Genomic DNA, 22,782 nt, shown 5'->3' with positions numbered 1-22,782 from the left:
TAATATGCGAGATTTATGTTTGCAGGATAATAGAATAAATTATGAAAAGACTATACAGTGTATTGGGGATTGCTCTTTTGTGTGCTTCCTGCAGCAAGAATGATGTGTCAAAGATTATTGATCCAATTGTCAGTTTAACTTATCCGGATAAGGCTGTAGCCACAGATCCAAAAGTATTGGGTACGGTTGGTGAGGTCAATGTGTATAATGGTGGGTATGGATCTTCTATGGTTCAGGATCCGAATGATAAAACAGTATTTTATCTTTTGACGGATCGCGGACCAAATATTGACGGTACAGAAAAAAATAGCAAAGTCTTTGCTAACCCGATGTTTACACCGCAGATCGGTAAATTTCGATTAAAGGATAATGTGTTGGTTTTTGAATCAGCAATTGAATTAAAGAATAAAAATGGTGTAAAATTGAATGGTTTGCCGAACCCTGAGGGTAAAGGTGGTTCGGGAGAGAACGCTTTGGATACGAATGGAAAGGATTTGGGAAAAAGTGAAGATGGTATCGATTCAGAGGGATTGGCAAGAGGTACTGATGGCTCTTGGTGGGTAAGTGATGAGTATGGGCCACATATCGTTCACTTTGATGCTTCTGGAAAGGAGATTGAGCGGATCAATCCTTGGACAACAGGAAAGAAATTACCATTGGTATTTGCCAAACGTCGCCCAAATCGAGGGATGGAGGGATTGACCATAACACCAGATGGGAAGACCTTGGTCGGTATTCTGCAATTTCCACTCTATAATCCTTCAAAAGATGCGGTGAAGAATTCTTTGGTTATCCGCATTGTCACCATGGATATCGCAACAGGAAACACCAAACAATACGCTTATATGATGGAACGGGCCGATCTACAAGCGGTCAGCGAAATTGCTGCGGTATCCAATTCGACTTTTATTGTGCTGGAGCGTGACGGGGAATATGCAACGGAGGCAACACGGGGCAAAGTGTTCAAGAAAATCTATCAGATAGATCTTGCGGGAGCAACAGATATTTCTGATCCTAATAATGGTGATAATGGTTTGTTTCCTGGGAAAGGTACTAAGACCGTCGAAGAGCTGAAAGATGCGGCTACTTTGGCTAAATATAACATTAAACCTGTCACCAAAACTCTAGTTGCTGATTTAATGACCGATATCAAGGAATTATATCCGCACGATAAAGCAGAGGGTTTGGCTGTTATTAATTCGTCTTTAATCGCGGTATGTAATGATGATGATTTTGGCGTTACGGGAGAGGGGACTTATAAATCGAAGATGTTACCTGCGATAAATACCGTTGATAAGAATAGCATCTACTTCATTAAATTAAAGACTCCGTTAAAGTAATTATTTATTTTAAATTAGATACAAAAACACCTGTTTATAATTAATATCAGCAGGTGTTTTTTGTAGATTACATCGTAATTATTTGCTTTTTTTAATGATCATAAGCGGCGCTAATTTCATGATGTTTCTTAGATTTTGTGTGTAAAAAAAATAATCTTTATGTAATTAAATTTATATAAATTTAATTTTATTGTAATATTACTGTATTATATTTGGTTGTTGTGATATGTGTTGAAATGTTAATAAAAAAAATATAGATTTTTCAAAAAAAAATATCAAAATATATTATGAAACCAATTTTAACAAAGTCAATGAAATGTAGAATGCTATATATCCTTCTATCTATTTTCGTAGGTATTAATGTAATTTCCTGTAAAAAGGAAAAAGTAATGGATACTGAAACGTTTCAAAAGGAAAAACCGAACGTAATTGTTCTATCGGAACGAAAATCGGATGAACCAATGATCTTATCAAAGAGATCATTGCAAAAGAAAGCTGCTCTAGGAGAGCTTCCTGAAGTTCTTGATATACGCTACTATCTTGGTCGTTCCTATAATAGTCATAAGACGGACATAGGAAATCCAGAAGGGGTAGGTTTTCCCGTAATTGATATAGAAAAACTTGTTAAAGATTATCCAGCTTATTATTCTGCTAAATATATTGGTTCGGCTGAAGCAACTAGCTTTTCATTTAGTGATTTTGATAGGTATGAATTAAAAACGAATCAATCAAAAACAACGACTGGAGGATTTGGATTAAATTTAGGGTTATTTAAATTCGGATCTACAAAAAAATTTACATCTGTATTCTCAACGAATATTCTTAATGAGTATAAAAGGATGTACGGCGAATTAAATGTCTTGGTTAAAGATGCATCCTATCAATTATTATCAAGTTCAAATGTTACAGATTTAATCAACGAAAAATATCTTTCGCCTATTTTCTTCGCGGAACTGAACAATAGTCCTACAGCAGAATTTTATAATAATTTTGGTGGATTTGTGGTGACAGATTTTGTTTCTGGTGGACGTGCCAATGCATTGTTTACCGGTATAAATAATGCTGAATCGAGCATAGAAGCAAAAGAATCAGGCATGGATATTTCAATTAATGCCTCATTTTCGTTTAAACCTTTGCCAAAAACGGATAACATTTCAGCGAGTTTCGGAATTGGCAATTCAAATTCTCGTTATGTCGCTGAAAGCAATAATATATCTGAATTTACAACATCAGTGAAGACGTTTGGGGGAGCATATGGATTTGGATCATTCACCACTCCTAAATCAATTGATGCTGTGAATGTAGACTTAAGTGGATGGGTTAGTTCATTAAATGATAAGAGCAAACATGTGCTCATTGGTATTAATGATAATGGATTGAAATCTATAGAGGATTTTATTCTTGAAAAAAACACCAAAGTGCGTATAAATAATATTCTTTCTCGGGGCCTCGCGATTAACACTATGCCACAAAGTGCTTTTGTAGAACCTCATCTTGAAGTAGTGGCAGTCGCTGAGTATTGTGAAAGTTGTCGTCCCTATACAGCCGGGTATAGACCATTTATATATTTAGTTAACAGATTTAAAGATGTAATACTGCTATATGAGGGAAAGGTACAATATAACCTTAATAGATATTGGCTTTCTGATATTATAGAAGCTGAGAATCTTACTTTGACACCAGCAATGATAGATCATTTAAAAAAGGAAGTTAACCAATTTCTAGTAGCGAAACCTTTTTATAAAAACTTAAAAGTAACTGCTTTGGATCAAACAATGGAGAGGGGAACGTATACTCATTTCTATGCTGGAGGATATGGTGATGAAGTTGTTAATATGTTTGATGAATCCAAATTGAAAGAGTATTATAACTCATACACAAAAATGACTTATCTTCTTGATCCTGAATCGAAGAAAGGATATAGTTATTATGATGATTATATATTGGGAACTTATGGAATTAGGGAATTCGTAAATAAAATGCCTGCTCTTAAAATAGCAGATTTTAGAGAGCTAAAAAACTATACAATAACTGGTCTGTAAAATTAGTGCGTGATACTTCGGTATTGATTTGTTATCCCTAGATGTATACCGCTATGACTAGTATAGCTTATTAGCACTCTTTATATCTTCAAATTATTTTGATTAGACGTAGATGGTAATATCTGCGTCTTTTTTATTTTTACCAATTGTTATTCGACGATGATATTTATTCCTGCCATACTAGCCTTATACTTTATTTTTTCAATCAGTCCGTAGTAACTCCAGTTGCGCAGGAGGAATTCATCTTCTTTAGCGACTTCTTCTTTGCTCGTTTGATTGACCAATAGTAGTGTTCCAACTTCAGATCTTACACAAATATCTATCAGGCGACGGCTATAAAGATGCAGTCGGCTATCAATGTAGCGACGCTCTTTCTCCTCAAAATGATCCAGACTCTGTAGCTTTTTCTTTCTTCCGTGTCCGCCTTTGTTGTAAGCAGCGGCCTTTTGTATCCGATGTCTTGCGGCTTGAATGGCCATGCGCCTGTACAGAAATTCTTCTTTGTTACCAATTTGATAATTGTCTTTATCGATAGCTACAGTTATGGGATGTTCGACAGAAAGCGAAGCTTCGGCGATAATATGTTCTTTGAGTTCATGTTGCTTCTTTGGAAGCTCGAGAGCTAACAACAGGAATATTTTCCCTTTCACGATTTTGATGGAACTGGTACATATCTTTATTTGTCCGACTAAGGCTCTCTGTAGAAGAACTCTTTTATCCGATCGATCTTTTGCCAAGGTAGGTTCGGAATGGAATCTTAAAGAGTGAAAGTTTAAAATCACTGCCTTTCTCATCATTACTTAGTTTGATCTGATCTCCTCCAAATGGAATAGGCATATCTTTCTTGTAATTTCGCAAAGACTTCTCGCCTTTCCAGTAAGCCGACCGATCCGTGCTATATGCCCTGTTCAAGGTCATATTCATGGCCGAAATAATCTTTGACGGCAGCTTTCCTTTAAAGTATAGTGATAGTATGCGATAGGTCGTGTTCATCTTGGAAGAAGTGAAAATGCCGTCGGGATCCTTTTTGAAGTCCGCCAGTTTTACCTTAACATCATCGCGTAGGTAGATAAGATCTTTGATCTGCTCCTGTACATACTGATGGGTCATTACCATGTTAGCGCCACGGTAGACCATATCCTGCCATTCAAATAATTTTTTGAAATATGCTGAGCGTTGCTCTTTATCTTCGCAATCCAAATAGATCTGTACTTTGCGTGTTAAGATGAGCGTATCCTTTTCCATAATTGTTTCTTATTATGCGGTTTTCTTCGCTGTTTTTATTTTGGTATGTGCGTCTACAAAAAGCTTCTTCACCAAGGACGAATTAAGTTTTAATGCTTCTGCGATTTGTTCGAAGGATAATTGTAATTCGTAGCGCATATGGAAGATTTCTGCCTGGTGCTCATTAAATTCGCCTTGCAGCACAATCTTTCTTGGTCTGTTCATAAGCTCCATTTTTTGCGAACTATTGAATACCGATCGGAGGGTGTCAATTGTTTTCTCCACCTGTAGGCTAACTTCATAATCCGAGATCCCTCCTAGATAGTAGGCTATACGTTCGTAGTTAAAACTGTATTTTAAACAGAGCTTTATGAATAATTGTTGTTGTTGGTTAAGACTTGGTAAAAGAGTGTTCAATTGGTCCAAACGCTGTTGTTTTTCATCCTCCAATTTCTCCAGATACACCAGATCAATTTCTTCCTCTTCTTCCGTTTCATAGCCTAACAAAAATTCCTGATAATCCTCAATAGCATCCAGGCGGAGCAAGCTTCGGTGGAATCTATTTCGTGATTTGTTAAAAAAAGCATGAAGAGCTGCTTTGACCTGTGCTTTTAAAAAAGTGAAAATATGGTCTACATCTTTAACCTCTCTACGGAACAGCCATAGCCGCAGTATTGCTTCTTGCGCGATGCTTTCTGCGGCACAATCGCCTTGTGTAGCGCGATATGTTCGTGCGAAAAGATAGCCGTAAAAATGGTTGTAGAAAAAATTTAATCCTCGTTCGTCTCCTTTTCGAAGCAGAACAATATACTTTTCGGTTTGTTTTTGATGTAAAGTTTTGTTCATAATCAATGTTTTTTAGTTAATTACCTAGATGGATCACGGCAGGCTCTGACGGATTTCTGGGAAACAGGGATACTGTGATAGGTGAATAGAACATTGACTTAATTGGTATTGATATATTTGATTGAATGGATTTAAGGCAAGCGCCAACCTTTGTATATACTTATTATCGATCTGCTGCAGAAGACGAGTAAGCGGACGCCATTTGTGCCTAGTTATTATTGTTAACACGGCGAGATCCCGTTTGTGTATGGGGATATTGCCATTATTACCTACCAAGAGAAAGCCCACCTATTGTACATATTTTTAATGCTATTGAGCGCGTGAGAAACTAGTTGTGTATAAAATAGCCTTAGACTTCTCACAGCAAGGCCCACCCTTTGCATATACTCAAGCGGTAATCTAGCGCTCTTTTGCAAATAAATAGTATTTAGTGAGTGACTATTGTCCTCACTCTGCGGCGTCACAAGCAGCCTCAATGTTGTTTTTATATAGATTATCTTTATAAGTATATTTCCCTACAGATTAACAGAAAGCCCGCCGTTGTGTTCCTTTTGTTAAAGTTTACGCGAAACATTGTGTATACGCTCTTATATCTTGATCCAAAAACTCAAAATCAGCCTAGAGATTCAAAACTCTGGTATACATCAAGTTTATCAACAGATATTGTTTTATTCTCAATCTTACATAGAGCCCACCTCTGTGCTTCTTTTTGTCTCTCGGTCGATCCACAAGATTGATGTGGTACCGCTAAGAACGATGTATATTTCGATAAAAGAATTTGGTGAGTGAAATCATCCTCACCCTGTGGCGTCACAAGCAGCCTCATTATATTTGTTTTTTATATATCAATCCTACAAAATTTCTTTCAATACCAATACGTCAAAGAACATCAGCTATTGCCTTTGGTTACAATAATTCGTAACTTTAAGACCAAAGATATTTCATTCAATATTATTTTTTACAGTGGTTTTTCACCGATTTACCGGTAAAAAACCAGATGATAATTTTCGTGGCTTATGAATACTACTTTTAAGGAAAAAACTAACAGCATGCATATCGGTCATAATATCAAGCGTATCCGTGAGATACAAGGAATCAAACAGGAGGCCTTTGGTCAGCTCTGTCGCAATAGGTATTCGCAGCAGCGTATCTCGGACTTTGAAAATATGGTCGCCCTTGATGAACCGCTGTTGGAGGAACTGGCTACTGCATTGGGTGTTGCTCCGGATTTTGTGAAGTCTTTTAAGGATGAAAATGTAATATATAATATACAGAATTACGGTAATACGTTTAATGATCACTCCAATGATAATTCTGTTAATTCGAGCCAACATACACAGCCAACAATTCATCATGATGGTGCCGATAAATTAGTAGCTCTCTTGGAAAAATTTATTGAGGAAGACCGGATTAAAACCCAATCTATTGCCGAGCTTAGCAAAGCTGTTTTGGATCTTGCTGCTGAGGTGAAGAAATTGAAGGAGGGGAGGTAGCAATCAGTTGTTTTAGCTTACTCTTTTAAACTTATTAGAATACCACATTATAAAATAAGCATAATGTTGTCAGAGATAGAAATAGCATAAGTGATTCAATATTCTCTTTATGGTCGTTTATGGAATATACCTAATTGTCAAGTTAAAGAGATCTACTAAAATGTATTTATATATTTAAAATCTTTCGGCTTTTCTCTAGTTAGACAAAATACAAATTTTAGAGCCTACATTTGAAATGAATGATGAATTATTTCAGGAATTAATTAAACAATCCGAGGGGATTAGTCTTGATTTTAAACTTCTTACATACGACTTCAAAAAGGGAGACGAAAAGTTTATTAAGGATATATTGTCATTTGCAAATACAATTAGGAAAGATGATTCTTATATTATTTTTGGTGTAGAAAGTTGTCATGGCATAAATAATTTGATTGGAGTAAATGAATTCCAAGACGATGCCATTTTACAACAAAAAGTTAAAAACAAAATCTGGCCCAAACCTGTTTTTTCTTCTCGTACTTTTATATTCCAAGATAGGGTCTTTGGTATCATTAAAATCCCAGTACACAACTATGAGCGGCCATTAACGGCGACTCAAAATATGAAAGGAATAGAAGTTGATACTGTTTATGTTAGAAATGGTTCTTCTAATTCGGTTGCCAATGCATCAGAAATTATTGCTATAAACCAATGGATGAGAAAGCTATCTGACAATCCCTCTTCGTTGTCGCCGGAGAATAGATTGAATATTGTGATTTCGGACTTTTCAGATAAGAATATTCCATTGTCGTATACGATCGGAAAAGCTAATCAATTAGGCCATGATTTGAATGATAAGTTGCTCAATTTATTTTTAGAAAGTGAGCTTTTAGGATATTCGTTTACCGAAAATGAATCAGAAAAGTTTGAATATCGGAAAGTAAGAGCGCCTGGTACCCCTTATGAAATTCAAATTCCCAGTTTCGGGCGCCTAACAAGTGATCAGATGATCGAATATATGGCTAACAGAGAGGAGTTTAGAGAAATCGATTTTTTCTTTAGTAAATCAATTTTTGAAATTGAATCTTTTTTGAAAGAGCTTGAAACTCAACCTAAGCTATTAATACTTAAGTATGCCAATAAGGTAGTTTTTGAAGATGTAGTTACTGACGTACACGATGCTTCAATTTATTTTAGTCATCAAATGATTAGTTCTATGTATGAAAAAATTAGAGGGAAGGCTTTAGAGATTCTTCTCGGTTTAAGATATAAATAGTAAACCTATTCGCTATATTCCTTTCGTTTTCACATCTCTGAATCCAATCCTCAAAATATATGGAAACGAATAAAAACACGAAAGAAATAACTATAATAAAAGCACCCTAGGGTGCTTTTATTTATGCAAATATAGATTAGATCCCCAATCTAACTTGCTACGAATGATTGTTAATGCACCTCTTGTGTAGCTAGGAAATCCTTGCTTTCAAGTTCGGAATAACCCATGAGGTATTCGTCTACTTTCCGTGCACATTCCCGGCCTTCAGAAATCGCCCAGACCACCAATGATTGTCCTTTACGGCAGTCACCTGCTGTGAAGATATTTTCCACTGAAGTTTGGTAGTCTTTATCGTTTGCCAGGATATTTCCTTTTTCGTCCACACGTACGCCGAGTTGCTCCAATAGTCTTTGCTCGGTATGTTTGTAGCCAATAGCCAATAAAACCAGATCAGCTGGAATTTCCCGAATTTCGGATTCACCCAATCTTGTACGGCGTCCGAATTCATCGACTTCGTATTGAACTTCCTTAATTTTTACCGCTTTGACATGGCCATTTTCGTCATGAACAAACTCTTGTGTTTCCGTTGCCCAAAGACGCTCGCAGCCTTCCTCTTGCGAAGAGGAGGTTCCGAAGGTTACTTTGTCCATCGGCCAGGGATTGTTTCTTAAACGTTCTTTTGCTGGAGTCGGTTTACGGGCGATCTGTGTAATACTCTTGGCACGATGACGGTTGGAGGTACCAATGCAATCCGAACCTGTATCGCCGTCGCCAATCACGACGACATGTTTGTTTGTTGCCAGGATACGCTCTTGATCAATATCAATACCGCTAACTTCTTGATTCTGCTGTTTCAAGAAATCCATGGCAAAGTGTATTCCTTTGGCTTCATGTCCAGGTAGTTGCATGTGCCAAGGTACGGTAGATCCAGTAGCCAATACTACAGCATCATAAGCTTTCAATTCGTAGAAGCTTATGTCTTTTCCGACCTCTGTATTTACTTTAAATTCAATTCCTGAGTCTTTCATTAAATTAATCCGGCGGTCGATAACAGACTTTTCCAGTTTGAAATCAGGAATACCATATCGGAGCAAACCACCGACCTGATCGTCACGTTCAAAAACAGTGACGTCATGGCCCGCTTTATTCAGCTGTGCTGCAGCGGCAAGTCCGGCAGGGCCAGAACCAACCACAGCAATACGTTTGCCTGTTTTTAAATAGCTCTTATGGGCTTTAACATAGCCCTTTTTGAATGCTATCTCAATGATATGTTTTTCAATTTCTTCGATTGTGATCGGTGTGCTATGGATTCCAAGCACACAAGCAGATTCGCATGGTGCTGGACATATCCGGCCTGTAAATTCTGGAAAGTTATTGGTTGAGGTCAGGATCTGGTATGCCTCTTCCCATTTTCCGTCATATACCGCATCATTGAATTCAGGAATAACATTGCCCAATGGACAGCCTGAATGGCAAAATGGAATACCGCAATCCATACATCGTGCAGCCTGTTTATTCAGCTCATTCTCAGAATATCCTTTATTAAATTCTTTGAAGTGCTGTACACGGCCTTCAACAGCTTCTTTTGTTGGAAGCACGCGCTCAAATTCTTTAAAACCTGTAATTTTTCCCATGATCTGTGCTTCCTTTTTTATGCTTCAACTAATTTTTGACGAATGACATTTTTGTATTCCCTAGGGAACACTTTTATGAATTTATTTTTCTCCCGGGACCAGTTCTGTAAGATAAAATCTGCTCTACGGCTATTTGTCAACAATACATGGCGTTTCAATAAAGCTATGATCGCTGTTTCATCTTCACTTTCCAATGGATCCAGATCAACCATCTCCAGGTTGCAGTTTTCGCGGAAGTCATCGTTGATATCGTAAATCCAAGCAATACCTCCGCTCATCCCGGCCGCAAAATTGCGTCCTGTTGCACCAAGGATCAGTGCTCGACCACCCGTCATATATTCACAACCGTGATCACCTACACCCTCAACGACAGCAGTAGCTCCGGAGTTACGCACAGCGAAACGCTCGCCTGCCTGGCCATTGACAAATAGGTGTCCTGAAGTGGCTCCGAATAGTGCGACGTTGCCGATAATGATGTTATCTTCAGGTACAAGGGCACTTTCCGTTACCGGATAAATGGCCAACTGCGCACCCGACAAGCCTTTACCAACGTAGTCATTGGCTTCTCCTTGCAATTCAAAGGAAAGTCCTTTTGTTGAAAACGCACCAAAGCTCTGACCTGCAGATCCTTCAAATTTGAAATTGATGGTGTTATCAGGTAATCCTTCAGATCCGTATAATTTGGAGATCTCATTGGATAGCATTGTTCCGATGGTACGGTCGGTATTTTTTACTTTGAAAGTTCCAAATACAGGTGTCTTGCTTTCCAACGCTAGCTTGGATTGTTTCAATAATCCCCAATCTAAAATCATGGCCATGCCGTGATCTTGCTCCTCTGTATTGTACAGCGATTGTCCTGGTTCATTGCGCTCTACATGTAGGATATCTGTAAAATCGATTTTCTTTGCTTTCCAATGGTCGATATTTTCACGTTTTTTCAGGAACTGCGCACGACCTACCATCTCGTTGATGGTGCGGAAACCAAGGTATGCCATGGTCTCACGTACTTCTTCGGCGAGGAAGGTGAATAGGTTAACGATATCTTCGGGTTTTCCAGAGAAAAGTTTGCGCAATTCAGGATCTTGTGTAGCTACCCCGACGGGGCATGTATTTAAGTGACATTTGCGCATCATTATACAGCCACCAGCCACCAACGCGGCTGTGGAAACACCCCATTCTTCGGCGCCTAATAGTGTTGCAATAACGATATCTCGACCTGTCTTTACCTGACCATCGGCCTGTAAAACAACACGACTACGCAATTTATTTTTTACAAGCGTCTGATGTGCTTCGGCAAGCCCAAGTTCCCAAGGTAGTCCGGCATGTTTGATCGAACTAATTGGTGAAGCTCCTGTTCCGCCGTCAAAACCCGCGATGAGGATAACGTCAGCATGTGCTTTAGCAACACCAGCAGCAATCGTTCCTACACCAGCTTTAGATACTAATTTTACGTTGATCCTAGCTTTGCGGTTGGCATTTTTCAAGTCGAAGATCAACTGTGCCAAATCTTCGATGGAGTAGATGTCATGATGTGGTGGCGGAGAAATCAGACCAACGCCAGGTGTAGAGTGTCTGGTTTTCGCAATCCAGGCATCTACCTTAGGTCCTGGTAATTGACCACCTTCACCCGGTTTTGCACCCTGTGCCATTTTGATCTGTAGCTCGTCCGCTTGTGTCAAGTAATTTGATGTTACCCCAAAACGTGCAGAAGCGACTTGCTTGATTGCCGAACGCATGGAATCACCATTCGGAAGTGGTTGATAGCGCAATTCGTCTTCTCCACCTTCACCTGTGTTTGATTTTGCACCAATGCGATTCATGGCAATGGCAAGGGTACTATGCGCTTCGTGGGAGATAGATCCAAAGGACATCGCGCCAGTTGCAAAACGTTTTAAGATTTCACTTGCTGGTTCGACTTGCTCCAATGGAATGGAATTACGATGTTTAGCAAAATCTAATAGCCCACGAAGAGTAAACATATGTTCTTTCTGCTCGTTGATCTTGGTCGCGTACTTTTTATAGGTAGCATAGTCTCCGGTCCGGCATGCTTGCTGCAATAAGTGAATGGTATCTGGATTCCACAAGTGACCTTCGCCACGACGTTTCCATTGATAGATACCACCTTCGGGAAGAAGATTTTGTGGTGTACGGCTTTTTTCAAATCCACGCCAATGTTTAGATAAGGCCTCTTTAGCCAGATCATCCAGTGTCATGCCACCGATACGGGATACTGCACCGCAGAAGAATTTATCAACAACAGATTTGTCGATACCAAGTACCTCAAAAATCTGTGCTCCGTGATAAGATTGTAATGTTGAAATCCCCATTTTGGAGAAAATTTTCAACAGTCCATTGTTAACTGCTTTTACGTAGTTTTTGGATAGCTCGGGCCAAGTAAGTTCGGTATCCAAGGTGTTTTGTTCCTTCATGGTACGAATACTTGCCAGTGCCATATATGGGTTGATTGCTGTAGCGCCAAAAGCCAATAGACAAGCGAAGTGGTGTACTTCCCAAGCATCGCCGGCTTCGACAACTAGACCGACAGCACCACGGTTACCGGTTTTGATCAAGTGGTGGTGGACTGCTGATACGGCAAGCAAAGAAGGGATGGCCGCATGTTTGGAATCTATGGCACGATCCGAAAGTATCAATACCTGAAAACCATCACGTACAGCGTCATCGGCATATCTGCATAGACGCTCTAAACCTGCTTCCAGCGAACCCGGCTTTCCGTCTGAACGGAAATAGGACTGAATGGTTTTTGCCTGAAACAATCCGGTATCAATAGAACGTAATTTTTCAAGTTCTTTGGATGTGAGGATCGGATGAGGTAAGGTCACGCAGTGACAGAATTTTTTGTCCTCGATCAGGATGTTTCCCGCATTACCGATAAAGGTCGCCAAGCTCATGACCAAACGCTCGCGAATCGGATCGATCGGTGGGTTGGTTACCTGCGCGAAAAATTGCTTAAAGTAACTTGAGATATGTTGTGGTTGATCAGAAAGAATAGCGAGCGGAACATCCGAACCCATCGAACCAGTTGGTTCGTATCCGGTCAATGCCATTGGCGTCAGGATTGTTTCGAGGTCTTCTCTGGAGAAGCCAAATGTCTTCTGATATTTGAAAACGGATTCTTTGGAAAGATAGGTATAGGTGACCCGAGGTTCTTCCAGTTCTTCTAACTTGATTTTATAGTTGTCCAGCCAATCACTATAAGGTTGTTGGTTGATCAATTGATCTTTTACTTCATCGTCCGTCAGGATGCGACCTTGCTCCATATCGACGAGAAATATCTTGCCTGCTTGCTGACGGCCTTTTTTAATAATGGTAGATTCTTCGATTGGAAGTGCGCCGGCTTCGGAAGCAACGACAACACGATCATCAGAGGTTACAGCATAACGTAATGGGCGTAAACCGTTACGGTCTAGTGTTGCCCCGATATGTTTACCATCAGTAAAACACAGTGCTGCAGGTCCATCCCAAGGTTCCATCAAGGTTGCATGGTACTCGTAGAATGCACGTTTCAATGGATCCATTTGGGTATTACCATCCCATGCCTCAGGGACCAACATCAACATGACGTGTGTCAGGCTACGGCCACTGTGTAAAAGGAGTTCGGCAACATTGTCAAGACAGGCTGAATCCGACTGGCCTCGATCAACGATAGGAAGCAGGATTTCCATTTCGTCTTCGGTGAAATAAGGTGACGAAAGGGCACGCATTCCAGCGTAAAACCAATTGAGGTTACCTGTTAGGGTGTTGATTTCACCATTATGAGCCAACATACGGAACGGTTGTGCTAGTGACCAGGAAGGAAAAGTATTGGTCGAGAAGCGTGAGTGTACCAATCCAAATGCGGATACCACACGAGGATCGCGTAAATCAAGGTAATAGGTGCCGACTTGGTATGTTGTTAATTGACCTTTGTAAATGATAGTTTTGCAAGAAAGTGATGCAAAGTAAAGTGGGAGAGGGTATTCTTGTTGTTGTTTAACTTTTTGAATGATCAGGCGACGTAGAACAAAAAGTTTGCGTTCAAATTCTTCCGTGTTTGAAACTCCATCCGGTCTGCTAACAAAAAACTGGACGATTTCAGGTTCGGCACTGAGCGCTGTTGGTCCAATACCTTCACGATTGACTGGTACTGGACGGTAGCCAAGGAATTTCATACCCCTTTCGGCTGCCGCTTCCTCAATCAAGTCCCGACATATTTTGTTCATGCCTTCTTCTTTAGGAAGAAATACCATTCCTGTTCCATAATAACCCGGTTCCTCTAACTGTATTCCTAAGCTGATACATTCTTCCCATAAAAATTCGTGTGGCAGCTGAATCATGATACCGGCTCCGTCACCACTTTCGGGGTCACAACCACAGGCACCACGATGTTCCATGTTCTCCAACATGGTCAAGGCGTCTTTTACTTGTGCGTGTGATTTATTCCCTTTGATATGGGCGACAAAGCCTACTCCACAGGCGTCATGCTCAAAATTAGGGTCGTAAAGGCCCTCCGTTTTCGGTCTTTGTTGAATCATCTTTCCTTTTCAAATATTATACATTGCTAATATAGGAATAAAAATGAATAAAATTATAAATATTCTAATAAAAATGTGTTTGTTTTGGTTTTATTGTTTCTTTTTGTTGTTTTTGTTATGTATATTGTATTTATTGTTTTATTGTGTAAACACGCTTTTTCGATCCTCGAATAATGCATCATTTGGCGATAAATTTTTATTGGATATGGAAAAAGCATCGTGGGATTGCAATAATATGTATAAATTAGGCAAAGTATTGCACATCGTTGGTGCGCTATCAAAATGACTTAATTTATAGACAATAAGATGAAAATAACTGAAATTGAGATATACCGGCTAAGCATCCCGATGGAACCATTTGTTATCGCAACCGGAACCATGGATTATGCGCAAAATACCTTTATACGTGTACTTACCGATACAACTATTTACGGTGTCGGTGAATGCTCTGCCTTTCCGATGATTGTGGGAGAAACACAGGATACCTGTCTGGTTTTGGCTCGTGATTTTGCCAAGATTTGGAAAGGGAAGGATCCACTGGCCATCGATGAACGATTGGCTGAGCTAGATTTGTATATCGCAGGAAATCGAACGATCAAATCTGCTTTTGATATCGCATTGCATGACTTAGCCGCCAAACATGCGGGTATTCCACTGTATCAGTTTTTGCGTGGAGCTAAACGTGAGATAACAACGGATATGACTCTAGGTATAGCGTCTCCAGCGGAAATGGCTATGAAAGCTAAGCGTCTGCAAGAAGGGGGGGCTGTGATGTTGAAAGTAAAATTGGGCAAGGATCCGAAAACAGATGTGGCTCGTATCCGTGAAATACGTAAAGCGGTAGGATTTGAGATGCCTATTCGGATCGATGCAAATCAAGGTTGGTCCTATGAAGATGCGGTAGAAGCCTTACAGGGGTTAGAACCGTTTAAAATTCAATTTTGTGAGCAGCCTATGCGGACCTGGAATGATGAATTGTTACCTCAGTTGCGCGCAGAGACAATCGTCCCAATTATGGCTGATGAGTCGGTCTATTCGCATCATGATGCCGAACGACTTTGTAAAGCAGATGCTTGCGATTACATCAATATTAAGTTTTCAAAATCAGGGGGGATTCAAGAAGCCTTGAGAATCAATAAAGTTGCTTCGGAGTATGGTATTAACTGTATGATTGGGGGGATGCTGGAGTCTCGTTTAGCATTGGCTGCAAAAGTTCATTTCGCCTATGCGGCTCCCAATGTCAAATTTTTTGATTTAGATACCTGCATGGTTGGTCATCTGGAAGACCCTGTGATTGGGGGGATCCAATATGATGGCTACAAAATCCATATTTCGGATGAACCGGGTATCGGCGCGGATATGGACCAAGTATTTTTGGATCGCTGTGAGCAATGGGTAATTTAACTTTTATAAAGAAGGTATGAATAGTATGAACTGGGGGATAGGTGGCCAAGAGGTTGCCGTCCTTATTGTTATTATCATTTTCTTAGTGGCTGCATATTTCTTCTTTTCGAGAGTGCTAAAGAAGTAGAAATAAGACTTAGTATTCTTTTTTTTATTGAAATTCGTTATACAACTTATTTTTCAGTTTTTAAACTGAAAAATAAGTTGTATAACTGAAGAATAAGTTATAGCTTTATGTTATGGAAGAACTAACAAAAAAAGAAGAAGAGGTCATGCAGGTGATCTGGCATCTAAAAGAAGTCTTTGTTAAAGATATCATTGAGCATTTAGACCCAACTAATTCAATTCCCTACAATACAATCTCCTCGATTGTTCGAATACTGGAAAAGAAAGGTTATGTAGGTTATAAGGCTTTTGGAAAGACTTATCAATACTATCCATTGATTTCAAAAATGCAGTATAGAAAATTTTCATTTTCGAGGGTACTGGATAACTACTTCGACGACTCGGTCGAAAATCTTTTGTCTTTTATGGTAAAGGAAAAGAAATTGTCCTCTGGAGATATACAGAAGATAGAAGAGCTCATCAAAAAGAATGAAGATCATGAATAATTTACTTTACTATCTGCTTGAGGTCAATTGTAGTCTGATGTTGGGTGCGGCACTCTATTTCCTTGTCATCAATCGTCTTTCTTTTTTCCAATGGAACCGCTATTTTTTAATTGGTCTTTGCCTGTTTAGCGTGCTATTGCCCTTTGGCAAGGTCCGTATAGGGGAAATATTCTTTTCGTCGGTAGCAACGGCTTCAGGAATAGGGCAGATCGAACCAGTATTAAATACAGCAAAAATGGACGGAGATCTGATCGCGGAAGAAGAAATGACTGATTCGCTGTGGAGCTCACTTTCGCTTGGTCATTGGCTTGCATATTTCTATGTGTTCGTCACAGTCTTTTTGTTACTGCGTTGTATTGTCCGCTACATGACATTAAGTAGGAAAATTAGGCAGTTAGATCAGCATGAACGCGAGGGATTTATTGTCGTAGATCCATTTGATCAATATGTAAACTGTTCTGTACAACATGTTATTGTCATGGAGGAGCGGTTGCTCGACACAGCAGCGGGACAATTAATTTTTGAACATGAGAGCCAACATATTCTATTCAAGCATCGGGTAGATAAATGGGTTATGGAATTCTTCCGTTGTCTTTTCTGGGTGAATCCATTGGTTTATTGGTTGCGCAGTCAATTGTACTTAACACATGAATACCAAGTTGATCGTATTTTGGCTAATAAGTACAGTCAAAGCAGGTATGCTCGTTTTTTACTTGCCTTTTCGCAGGAGGAAAAGCCGATTGGATTGCAGAGCAGTTTGTTTAATAACCAGCATGAGTTGGTTGAACGTATCCAGGTAATGATGACTAAACCATCCTCCGCCCGATCAAAATGGAGATACATATTGGCTGTTCCAGTCTTATGTTTTTTACTATTGTTTTATTCGTTTATCAATCCACCGCGGAGCTCGTGGTACTCCATTTTTCATTCCGAAAAAGGAGGAGTTATAAAAACTATTGTCTTAGATCCAGGACATGGAGGAAAAGATGTGGGAGCCACAGCCTTTTCTGGATTGACGGAAAAGTCGTTGGCTTGGGAGACTTGTTTGCTTTTGAAACAGGAATTAGAGCGTAAAGGATATAAAGTGTTACTATCGCGTGCAGGTGACGAGTTTAAAACGTTGAAGGAACGATCCAATTTGGAAGGGGATTTATTTCTTTCCATTCATTTTGATCGCATAGAAACAAAAGAGATGCTCCCGATTCGGATTTTGTACCAATCAGGGGTTACTAATAATGTGCTTGAACAGCATAATCATAGGTTTGCATTTAGCCTAGATCAGAAACTTCAACAAAATGGATTGCAGGTAAGCCGGCCTCAGATTAGTACGAAACACGCTGTTCTACGTAATGCAAAAATACCTGCACTCTTACTTGATCTGGACAATATCAATGCAATAGATAAAAATGTAAAACTTTATTTTGTCCAAAAATTAGCCAATGCAATAGATCAAAGCTTCGATCAATAAATTTTAACGGATAAAACAGCATGAGATTTAGGATACTATTATGGTTATCCCTGGGCTTGCCGTGTCTTTTATTGGCACAGGTAAAGCCGAAGAAAAAGGTACAATCGCGGGATAGTGTCATATTGAAACCACTTGGTCTGGAGCCACAAAAAATAGATACGGTTGAAGTAAAGAGAAACACAGCACTTGAACAGCAACTTCTAGATCGTGTACGGATCAACCTTAGAAGCAATCCTGTTTTATTAAATGGGAATACATTTGATGTATTGAATAATATTCCGAGTTTACAGATCGATGAATTAGGGAATCTATCTTTCTTAGGCAAAATGGGTGTGCTAGTTACTGTAGATGGTAAACAAACTCATCTCAATGGGATAGCATTGATAAGTTATCTGAAATCTATACCGGCGACATCAGTCGCTAACATTGATTTAATGTCGATACCGCCAGCAAAATGGAGTGCTGAAGGCTATGCTGGAGTAATTGATATTAGAACAAAAAGGGATGTATTAAAAGGGTTGAAAGGAACTGTATTTTTGGGAGGATCAAAGGGCCAGCTGTGGAAATACAACAATGGTATGCTGATCCAATATGGCACAAAAAAATGGACCATCAACTCGGGGTTTTCAATTGCGCGGTCTTCCAATTATTTCGATGTCACTCGCGAACGTAAATTGGTAGTGGAGGACCATGTGATCAATACAATTACTCAGCATAACCAAGAGCGTAATCATGCATTGGAATTGAATGCACGAATCGGACTTGATTATCGGATAAGCAAGAATTCTTCGATCGAATTGAACTGGAATTTTCTTCAAAATAACTATAAGGAATTAGGGGATTATAAGACCGGTTTTTCCAACGCAGGTGACTTGTTTCAATCCACGTCATCATGGAGTAACCTGCGCAATCCTGTTCATAAAAATAGTGCTAACCTACACTACGATTTTGCAGCTGAAAACAAAAAGACATCAATTCAATGGGATGTCGATTACCTAAAATATACAAGCAATAGGTGGCAAGATCTAATAACAATGATCATGCAGAGAGCTGCACATCAGCGTAAAGATGAGCTATATTCCAACAATCCTTTTGCTGTTGAGCTTTTTGGACTTAAGACCGATTTCCAGCGAAAATTTGAAGAACGATTTGCGCTGGATGCTGGGTTCCAGCTAAGCCGATCGGCACGTAGCTCACGTGGATATTACAAAAAAGGGAAAACTGACCAAGATCTGCGGGATGCAGACGCACTTGAAAGCGCATTTAGGCAAGTGGAGTATCTCGAAGCACTATATACAGATTTTCAGGTGAAATTAAAACAGTGGGAATTTAAGCTGGGGTTAAGGACTGAATATTCACAATTTCATACTGAAATTAACGATGTGTATGTGGGACAGGGTAAGCGTAAACAAACTTTATATCTTTTCCCAACTTTGTTTGGCATTTACAAAATCAACAAAGAAAATAACAAAGCCATACAAATTGCTTATGGACGAAGGATCGTGCGTCCCAACTATCAGGATCTGAATCCTGCAATATTCTTTTTTGATGCCAATACGAGCTACCAGGGCAATGCTCATTTGGTACCACAACTGACCGATAATATGGAGCTAAAATATGTGCATGGCCAGCGTTGGAATATTGGTGTAACTTTCCTTAACCATCGAAATTATATATCCATGATCCATCAGCTTAATGAAAAGAATTATACACAGACTTATCAAAATATTGAGGCTGTTCGGAGTGCTGCTATTTCCTTGAATGTGGGCCAGGAAATTTTTAGGAACTTAACCCTGTACGGTTTTGGCCAGGCCCAATATATCCACTATAAAAATATGCCTGATGAGCTAAATGACCTATCGATTGATCGAAATCTTTGGTCTTTTCAAAGTAATTTGATGATGCAGGTAAAGCTACCGCATAAATTGACAATAAATTGGACCAATTCGTATCGGACGAATGTACTTTATGCACAGACAATTATTAAGCCGTTGTACCAAATGCACCTGGCGATCAATAAGCAGTTTTCCAATAATCTCAGTCTGGCTTTAACGGCACGAGATCTGTTTCATACAAATGTGATCAAGCGTGAAATTGCTGGGGAGCGATTCGACATCCGTTCTAAAACAATAAATGATTCACGAATTTTTGGTTTAAATTTCAATTATACATTTGGGCTTTATCAGAAACAAAGAACTAAGAAAACTTCGCTCGAAACGGAAGTTTCAAGAATGTAATTCTATTTATGGTGTTAGCATTCTTTTTACATTTGTTAAAAAATAAGCAGTTAATAGCTGTTTTGGTGGGAGAGGGAACCTGAAATAGATAATATTCAGTACCTTTGCCGTACTTATTATTTTATAAAAGTTAGAAAATATCATGAGTACTCAAAAAGGACCTATTTCTCAATTTATTGAGCATAATTACCGTCACTTTAACGCAGCGGCATTAGTAGATGCTGCAAAAGGTTACGAGGAACATCTTTTGGATGGTGGAAAAATGTTGATCTCTCTTGGAGGAGCAATGTCTACTGCTGAATTGGGTGTTTCTTTGGCAGAAATGATCCGTCAAGATAAAGTACATTTTATTTCTTGTACTGGTGCTAATTTGGAGGAGGATGTGATGAACCTAGTTGCTCACTCACATTACAAAAGAATTCCGAATTATAGGGATTTGACAGCGGAACAAGAAAGAGAATTATTGGATAATCACTATAACCGTGTAACAGATACTTGTATTCCCGAAGAAGAAGCTTTCCGTCGTTTGCAGAAACATCTTGAAGATGTGTGGCATGCCGCAGAAGCGAAAGGCGAGCGTTACTTACCACATGAATTCTTATATCAAGTAGTTAATTCTGGTGTATTGGAACAATATTATGAAATTGATCCAAAAGACTCATGGATTGTTGCTGCTGCTGAGAAAAATTTGCCGATTGTATGTCCGGGATGGGAAGACTCGACTACAGGTAATATCTTCGCGTCAAATGTGATCAAAGGTAAATTGAAAGCAAGCACCGTTAAATCAGGTATTGAGTACATGATTTATTTGACTGAATGGTATCGTAACAATTCCGCCGGTAAAGGCGTAGGTTTCTTCCAGATTGCGGGTGGTATTTCCGGTGATTTCCCAATCTGTGTGGTTCCGATGATGTATCAGGATCTGGAGTGGGAAGAAGTACCTTTCTGGGCTTATTTCTGTCAAATTTCTGATTCAACTACTTCTTATGGTTCGTACTCTGGAGCAGTTCCAAATGAAAAAATCACTTGGGGTAAATTGGATATTGATACGCCTAAATTTATCGTAGAATCTGATGCTACAATCGTAGCACCTTTGATTTTCTCTTATATCTTAGGACATTAATCTTTTCGATATACGAAAGGGAGTGAGGAACGAAGAATTTGTCTCAGGCAATTTCTTTATTCTTTACTCCCTTTTTCTTTTACTCTTTTCTTGCTTATCTTTACTTTCTACTATTTCCTTTTCAAACAATGAGCAATTTAACAACAGATAATCCTGTCGCCCTACAAGCCTTGATGGATGAGACGATTTTTGCCAATGGCTTTGATTTTCAATCAGAGCTGGAAGCTGTGTCTAAAGCAAAGGATACAGAATATGTCGCTGTTGGAATTCCTGCTACTGATCAGCTAGCTAAACCAGCGATGATAGAAAAAAGCAACGAATCAAGTGTTGTAGGTAATGAAAAAGATTCTGTTGGAGTTGTCAATGCCCTTGAAGTATTAGGTGGAGAGTTTATTTATCAGGGTAGCAAAGATCAGGGGATACTTTTTATCCTGCGCTATGTACAATATCCCTATTTCTCTCCGGCGGCACTCGAAGCATTTGAAAAAACGATTGGCGCCCTAAAATTAACGAAGGAAACGGTTGCGGTGGTTAATTTGGCCAATACTCATAATCCGAACGACTTTAAACAGATTATGCAATTTTTTCAACCGACGAAGATTATTCTATTAGGCGTGGAACCCGCATCGTTAAAACTTCCACCAATCGAACATAATTCCTATATGAAGGGGCGCATAGCAACGGTGTTCAATACCTTCAGTTTTGAAGAGATGTTTGCCGATGTCAATAAAAAGAAACTGTTCTGGAACGAGTTTAAAACATTTATTGTTTCTTAGATTATTGGATGGTCGATTAGATCATACATTGGGATTCAAGAGGTAATGTAGGCTCTTAAATCCCTTGTAGTTATCCTGTTATTTAATCTTCTTTGTTAGAAACTTGGCTAGGGATTTTCCCGTTTTTGCATAACCTTCAGCTATTCGATCATTCGTATTTGGTATTCCAACAAAATCAAAATCGCCCGGTGCTTTTTCGCTGTTGATTTCAAGAAGTACATTAGAAGGATTAGCTGTTTCAATAAATTTTAATAGTGTACTAACTTTTGCATGTTGTTTCATTACACCTGCAAACCAACCGGGATAAATCCATGTCGTTTGAACTATTAAAGTATATGGAGCCAACTCTTTCTTACCGGTGACGATATCACAGTTTTTGTTCATCGAAGCAAAAAATTTATTTGGAAACGCCGTAGATTTTGAATAATCCCAGTCGTTTTTCCAATTTTCAGCCTCATCTGTACCTTTATTGGAGCTGATATCTTTGTTTCGTTTTTCTAAATAATCGTTTTCGGACATTTTTTCATTATAAAAGGTCATGGGGGCATAATCAAATATAACATTCAATTCCTGCTGTCCTTTTAAGAAATCAAAATTTCCTGTAATGACTTTCATTTTTTGTGCAAATAAGGTGTAAGGTGACACCAGCATTAGAATAAACAGTACTTTTACGACTGTAGAAAACTTTTTCATTATTTTTTTATTGGGTTAATATTTGCCAAATATAGGTTTATTTATGCTTATCTATATCCTAATGCTTATTTTTGGTCATTGTGATTCAACAGGCGGATAGTGCA

Annotated in this window: 16 protein-coding genes; 10 read left to right on the top strand and 6 right to left on the bottom strand. The window is 39.0% G+C overall.

Annotation, left to right across the window (positions count from 1 at the left end):
- Nucleotides 1–41 precede the first annotated feature (41 nt).
- Nucleotides 42–1,340 (top strand): esterase-like activity of phytase family protein, encoded by a 1,299-nt coding sequence (locus tag AC07UV_RS04150; protein WP_495182816.1) that lies wholly within the window; start codon nt 42–44, stop codon nt 1,338–1,340.
- Between the two features lie 287 nt (nt 1,341–1,627).
- Nucleotides 1,628–3,382 carry a BSAP5a family pore-forming toxin gene (locus AC07UV_RS04145; RefSeq protein ID WP_495182815.1) on the top strand — a complete coding sequence of 585 codons (1,755 nt, stop codon included), beginning with the start codon at nt 1,628–1,630 and terminating at the stop codon, nt 3,380–3,382.
- Nucleotides 3,383–3,531: 149 nt separating this feature from the next.
- Here AC07UV_RS04145 and AC07UV_RS04140 read toward each other — a convergent pair whose 3' ends face one another.
- The 3 genes from AC07UV_RS04140 to AC07UV_RS04130 form a co-directional block, all read right to left on the bottom strand.
- Nucleotides 3,532–4,032, bottom strand: coding sequence for a hypothetical protein (locus AC07UV_RS04140; protein ID WP_495182814.1), 501 nt, complete (start codon nt 4,030–4,032; stop codon nt 3,532–3,534).
- Between the two features lie 64 nt (nt 4,033–4,096).
- Nucleotides 4,097–4,627 (bottom strand): hypothetical protein, encoded by a 531-nt coding sequence (locus tag AC07UV_RS04135; RefSeq protein WP_495182813.1) that lies wholly within the window; start codon nt 4,625–4,627, stop codon nt 4,097–4,099.
- Between the two features lie 12 nt (nt 4,628–4,639).
- Nucleotides 4,640–5,452 (bottom strand): RNA polymerase sigma factor, encoded by an 813-nt coding sequence (locus AC07UV_RS04130; RefSeq protein ID WP_495182812.1) that lies wholly within the window; start codon nt 5,450–5,452, stop codon nt 4,640–4,642.
- A gap of 1,016 nt (nt 5,453–6,468) precedes the next feature.
- Here AC07UV_RS04130 and AC07UV_RS04125 point away from each other — a divergent pair.
- Entirely contained in the window at nt 6,469–6,945 is a 477-nt protein-coding gene (locus AC07UV_RS04125; protein WP_495182811.1) for a helix-turn-helix domain-containing protein, read from the top strand.
- 235 nt (nt 6,946–7,180) lie between these two features.
- Nucleotides 7,181–8,200: an RNA-binding domain-containing protein gene (locus AC07UV_RS04120; RefSeq protein ID WP_495182810.1), complete on the top strand. Its 1,020-nt coding sequence runs from the start codon at nt 7,181–7,183 to the stop codon at nt 8,198–8,200.
- A 170-nt stretch (nt 8,201–8,370) separates the two neighbouring features.
- Here the strand turns inward: AC07UV_RS04120 and AC07UV_RS04115 are convergent, their stop codons facing one another.
- Together AC07UV_RS04115 and gltB are read right to left on the bottom strand one after the other, a co-directional pair.
- A complete protein-coding gene (locus AC07UV_RS04115) occupies nt 8,371–9,834 on the bottom strand; it encodes a glutamate synthase subunit beta (RefSeq protein ID WP_495182809.1) in 1,464 nt (487 codons plus the stop codon).
- A gap of 17 nt (nt 9,835–9,851) precedes the next feature.
- Nucleotides 9,852–14,366 (bottom strand): glutamate synthase large subunit, encoded by a 4,515-nt coding sequence (gene gltB / locus AC07UV_RS04110; RefSeq protein ID WP_282250351.1) that lies wholly within the window; start codon nt 14,364–14,366, stop codon nt 9,852–9,854.
- Between the two features lie 306 nt (nt 14,367–14,672).
- Here gltB and AC07UV_RS04105 point away from each other — a divergent pair, with 306 nt between their 5' ends.
- From AC07UV_RS04105 to AC07UV_RS04080, 6 genes are all read left to right on the top strand, one after another.
- A complete protein-coding gene (locus AC07UV_RS04105; RefSeq protein ID WP_282250350.1) occupies nt 14,673–15,770 on the top strand; it encodes a mandelate racemase/muconate lactonizing enzyme family protein in 1,098 nt (365 codons plus the stop codon).
- 239 nt (nt 15,771–16,009) lie between these two features.
- Nucleotides 16,010–16,381 carry a BlaI/MecI/CopY family transcriptional regulator gene (locus AC07UV_RS04100; protein WP_495182808.1) on the top strand — a complete coding sequence of 124 codons (372 nt, stop codon included), beginning with the start codon at nt 16,010–16,012 and terminating at the stop codon, nt 16,379–16,381.
- Nucleotides 16,374–17,849, top strand: coding sequence for an N-acetylmuramoyl-L-alanine amidase (locus AC07UV_RS04095; RefSeq protein ID WP_495182807.1), 1,476 nt, complete (start codon nt 16,374–16,376; stop codon nt 17,847–17,849). The genes AC07UV_RS04100 and AC07UV_RS04095 overlap by 8 nt, the downstream gene beginning before the upstream one ends.
- Before the next feature lie 20 nt (nt 17,850–17,869).
- A complete protein-coding gene (locus AC07UV_RS04090) occupies nt 17,870–20,086 on the top strand; it encodes an outer membrane beta-barrel protein (protein ID WP_495182806.1) in 2,217 nt (738 codons plus the stop codon).
- A gap of 142 nt (nt 20,087–20,228) precedes the next feature.
- Nucleotides 20,229–21,209, top strand: coding sequence for a deoxyhypusine synthase family protein (locus AC07UV_RS04085; RefSeq protein ID WP_046674101.1), 981 nt, complete (start codon nt 20,229–20,231; stop codon nt 21,207–21,209).
- A gap of 128 nt (nt 21,210–21,337) precedes the next feature.
- Nucleotides 21,338–21,985, top strand: a complete 648-nt coding sequence (locus AC07UV_RS04080; RefSeq protein WP_495182805.1) for a hypothetical protein — start codon at nt 21,338–21,340, stop codon at nt 21,983–21,985.
- Nucleotides 21,986–22,063: 78 nt separating this feature from the next.
- Here the strand turns inward: AC07UV_RS04080 and AC07UV_RS04075 are convergent, their stop codons facing one another.
- Nucleotides 22,064–22,678 carry a hypothetical protein gene (locus AC07UV_RS04075; protein WP_495182804.1) on the bottom strand — a complete coding sequence of 205 codons (615 nt, stop codon included), beginning with the start codon at nt 22,676–22,678 and terminating at the stop codon, nt 22,064–22,066.
- Nucleotides 22,679–22,782: the final 104 nt, after the last annotated feature.

The organism is Sphingobacterium sp. GW821-FHT03E03, from assembly GCF_059420745.1.
Note: the sequence above shows the minus strand (reverse complement) of the source record. Positions and strands in the feature narration are given on the sequence as shown.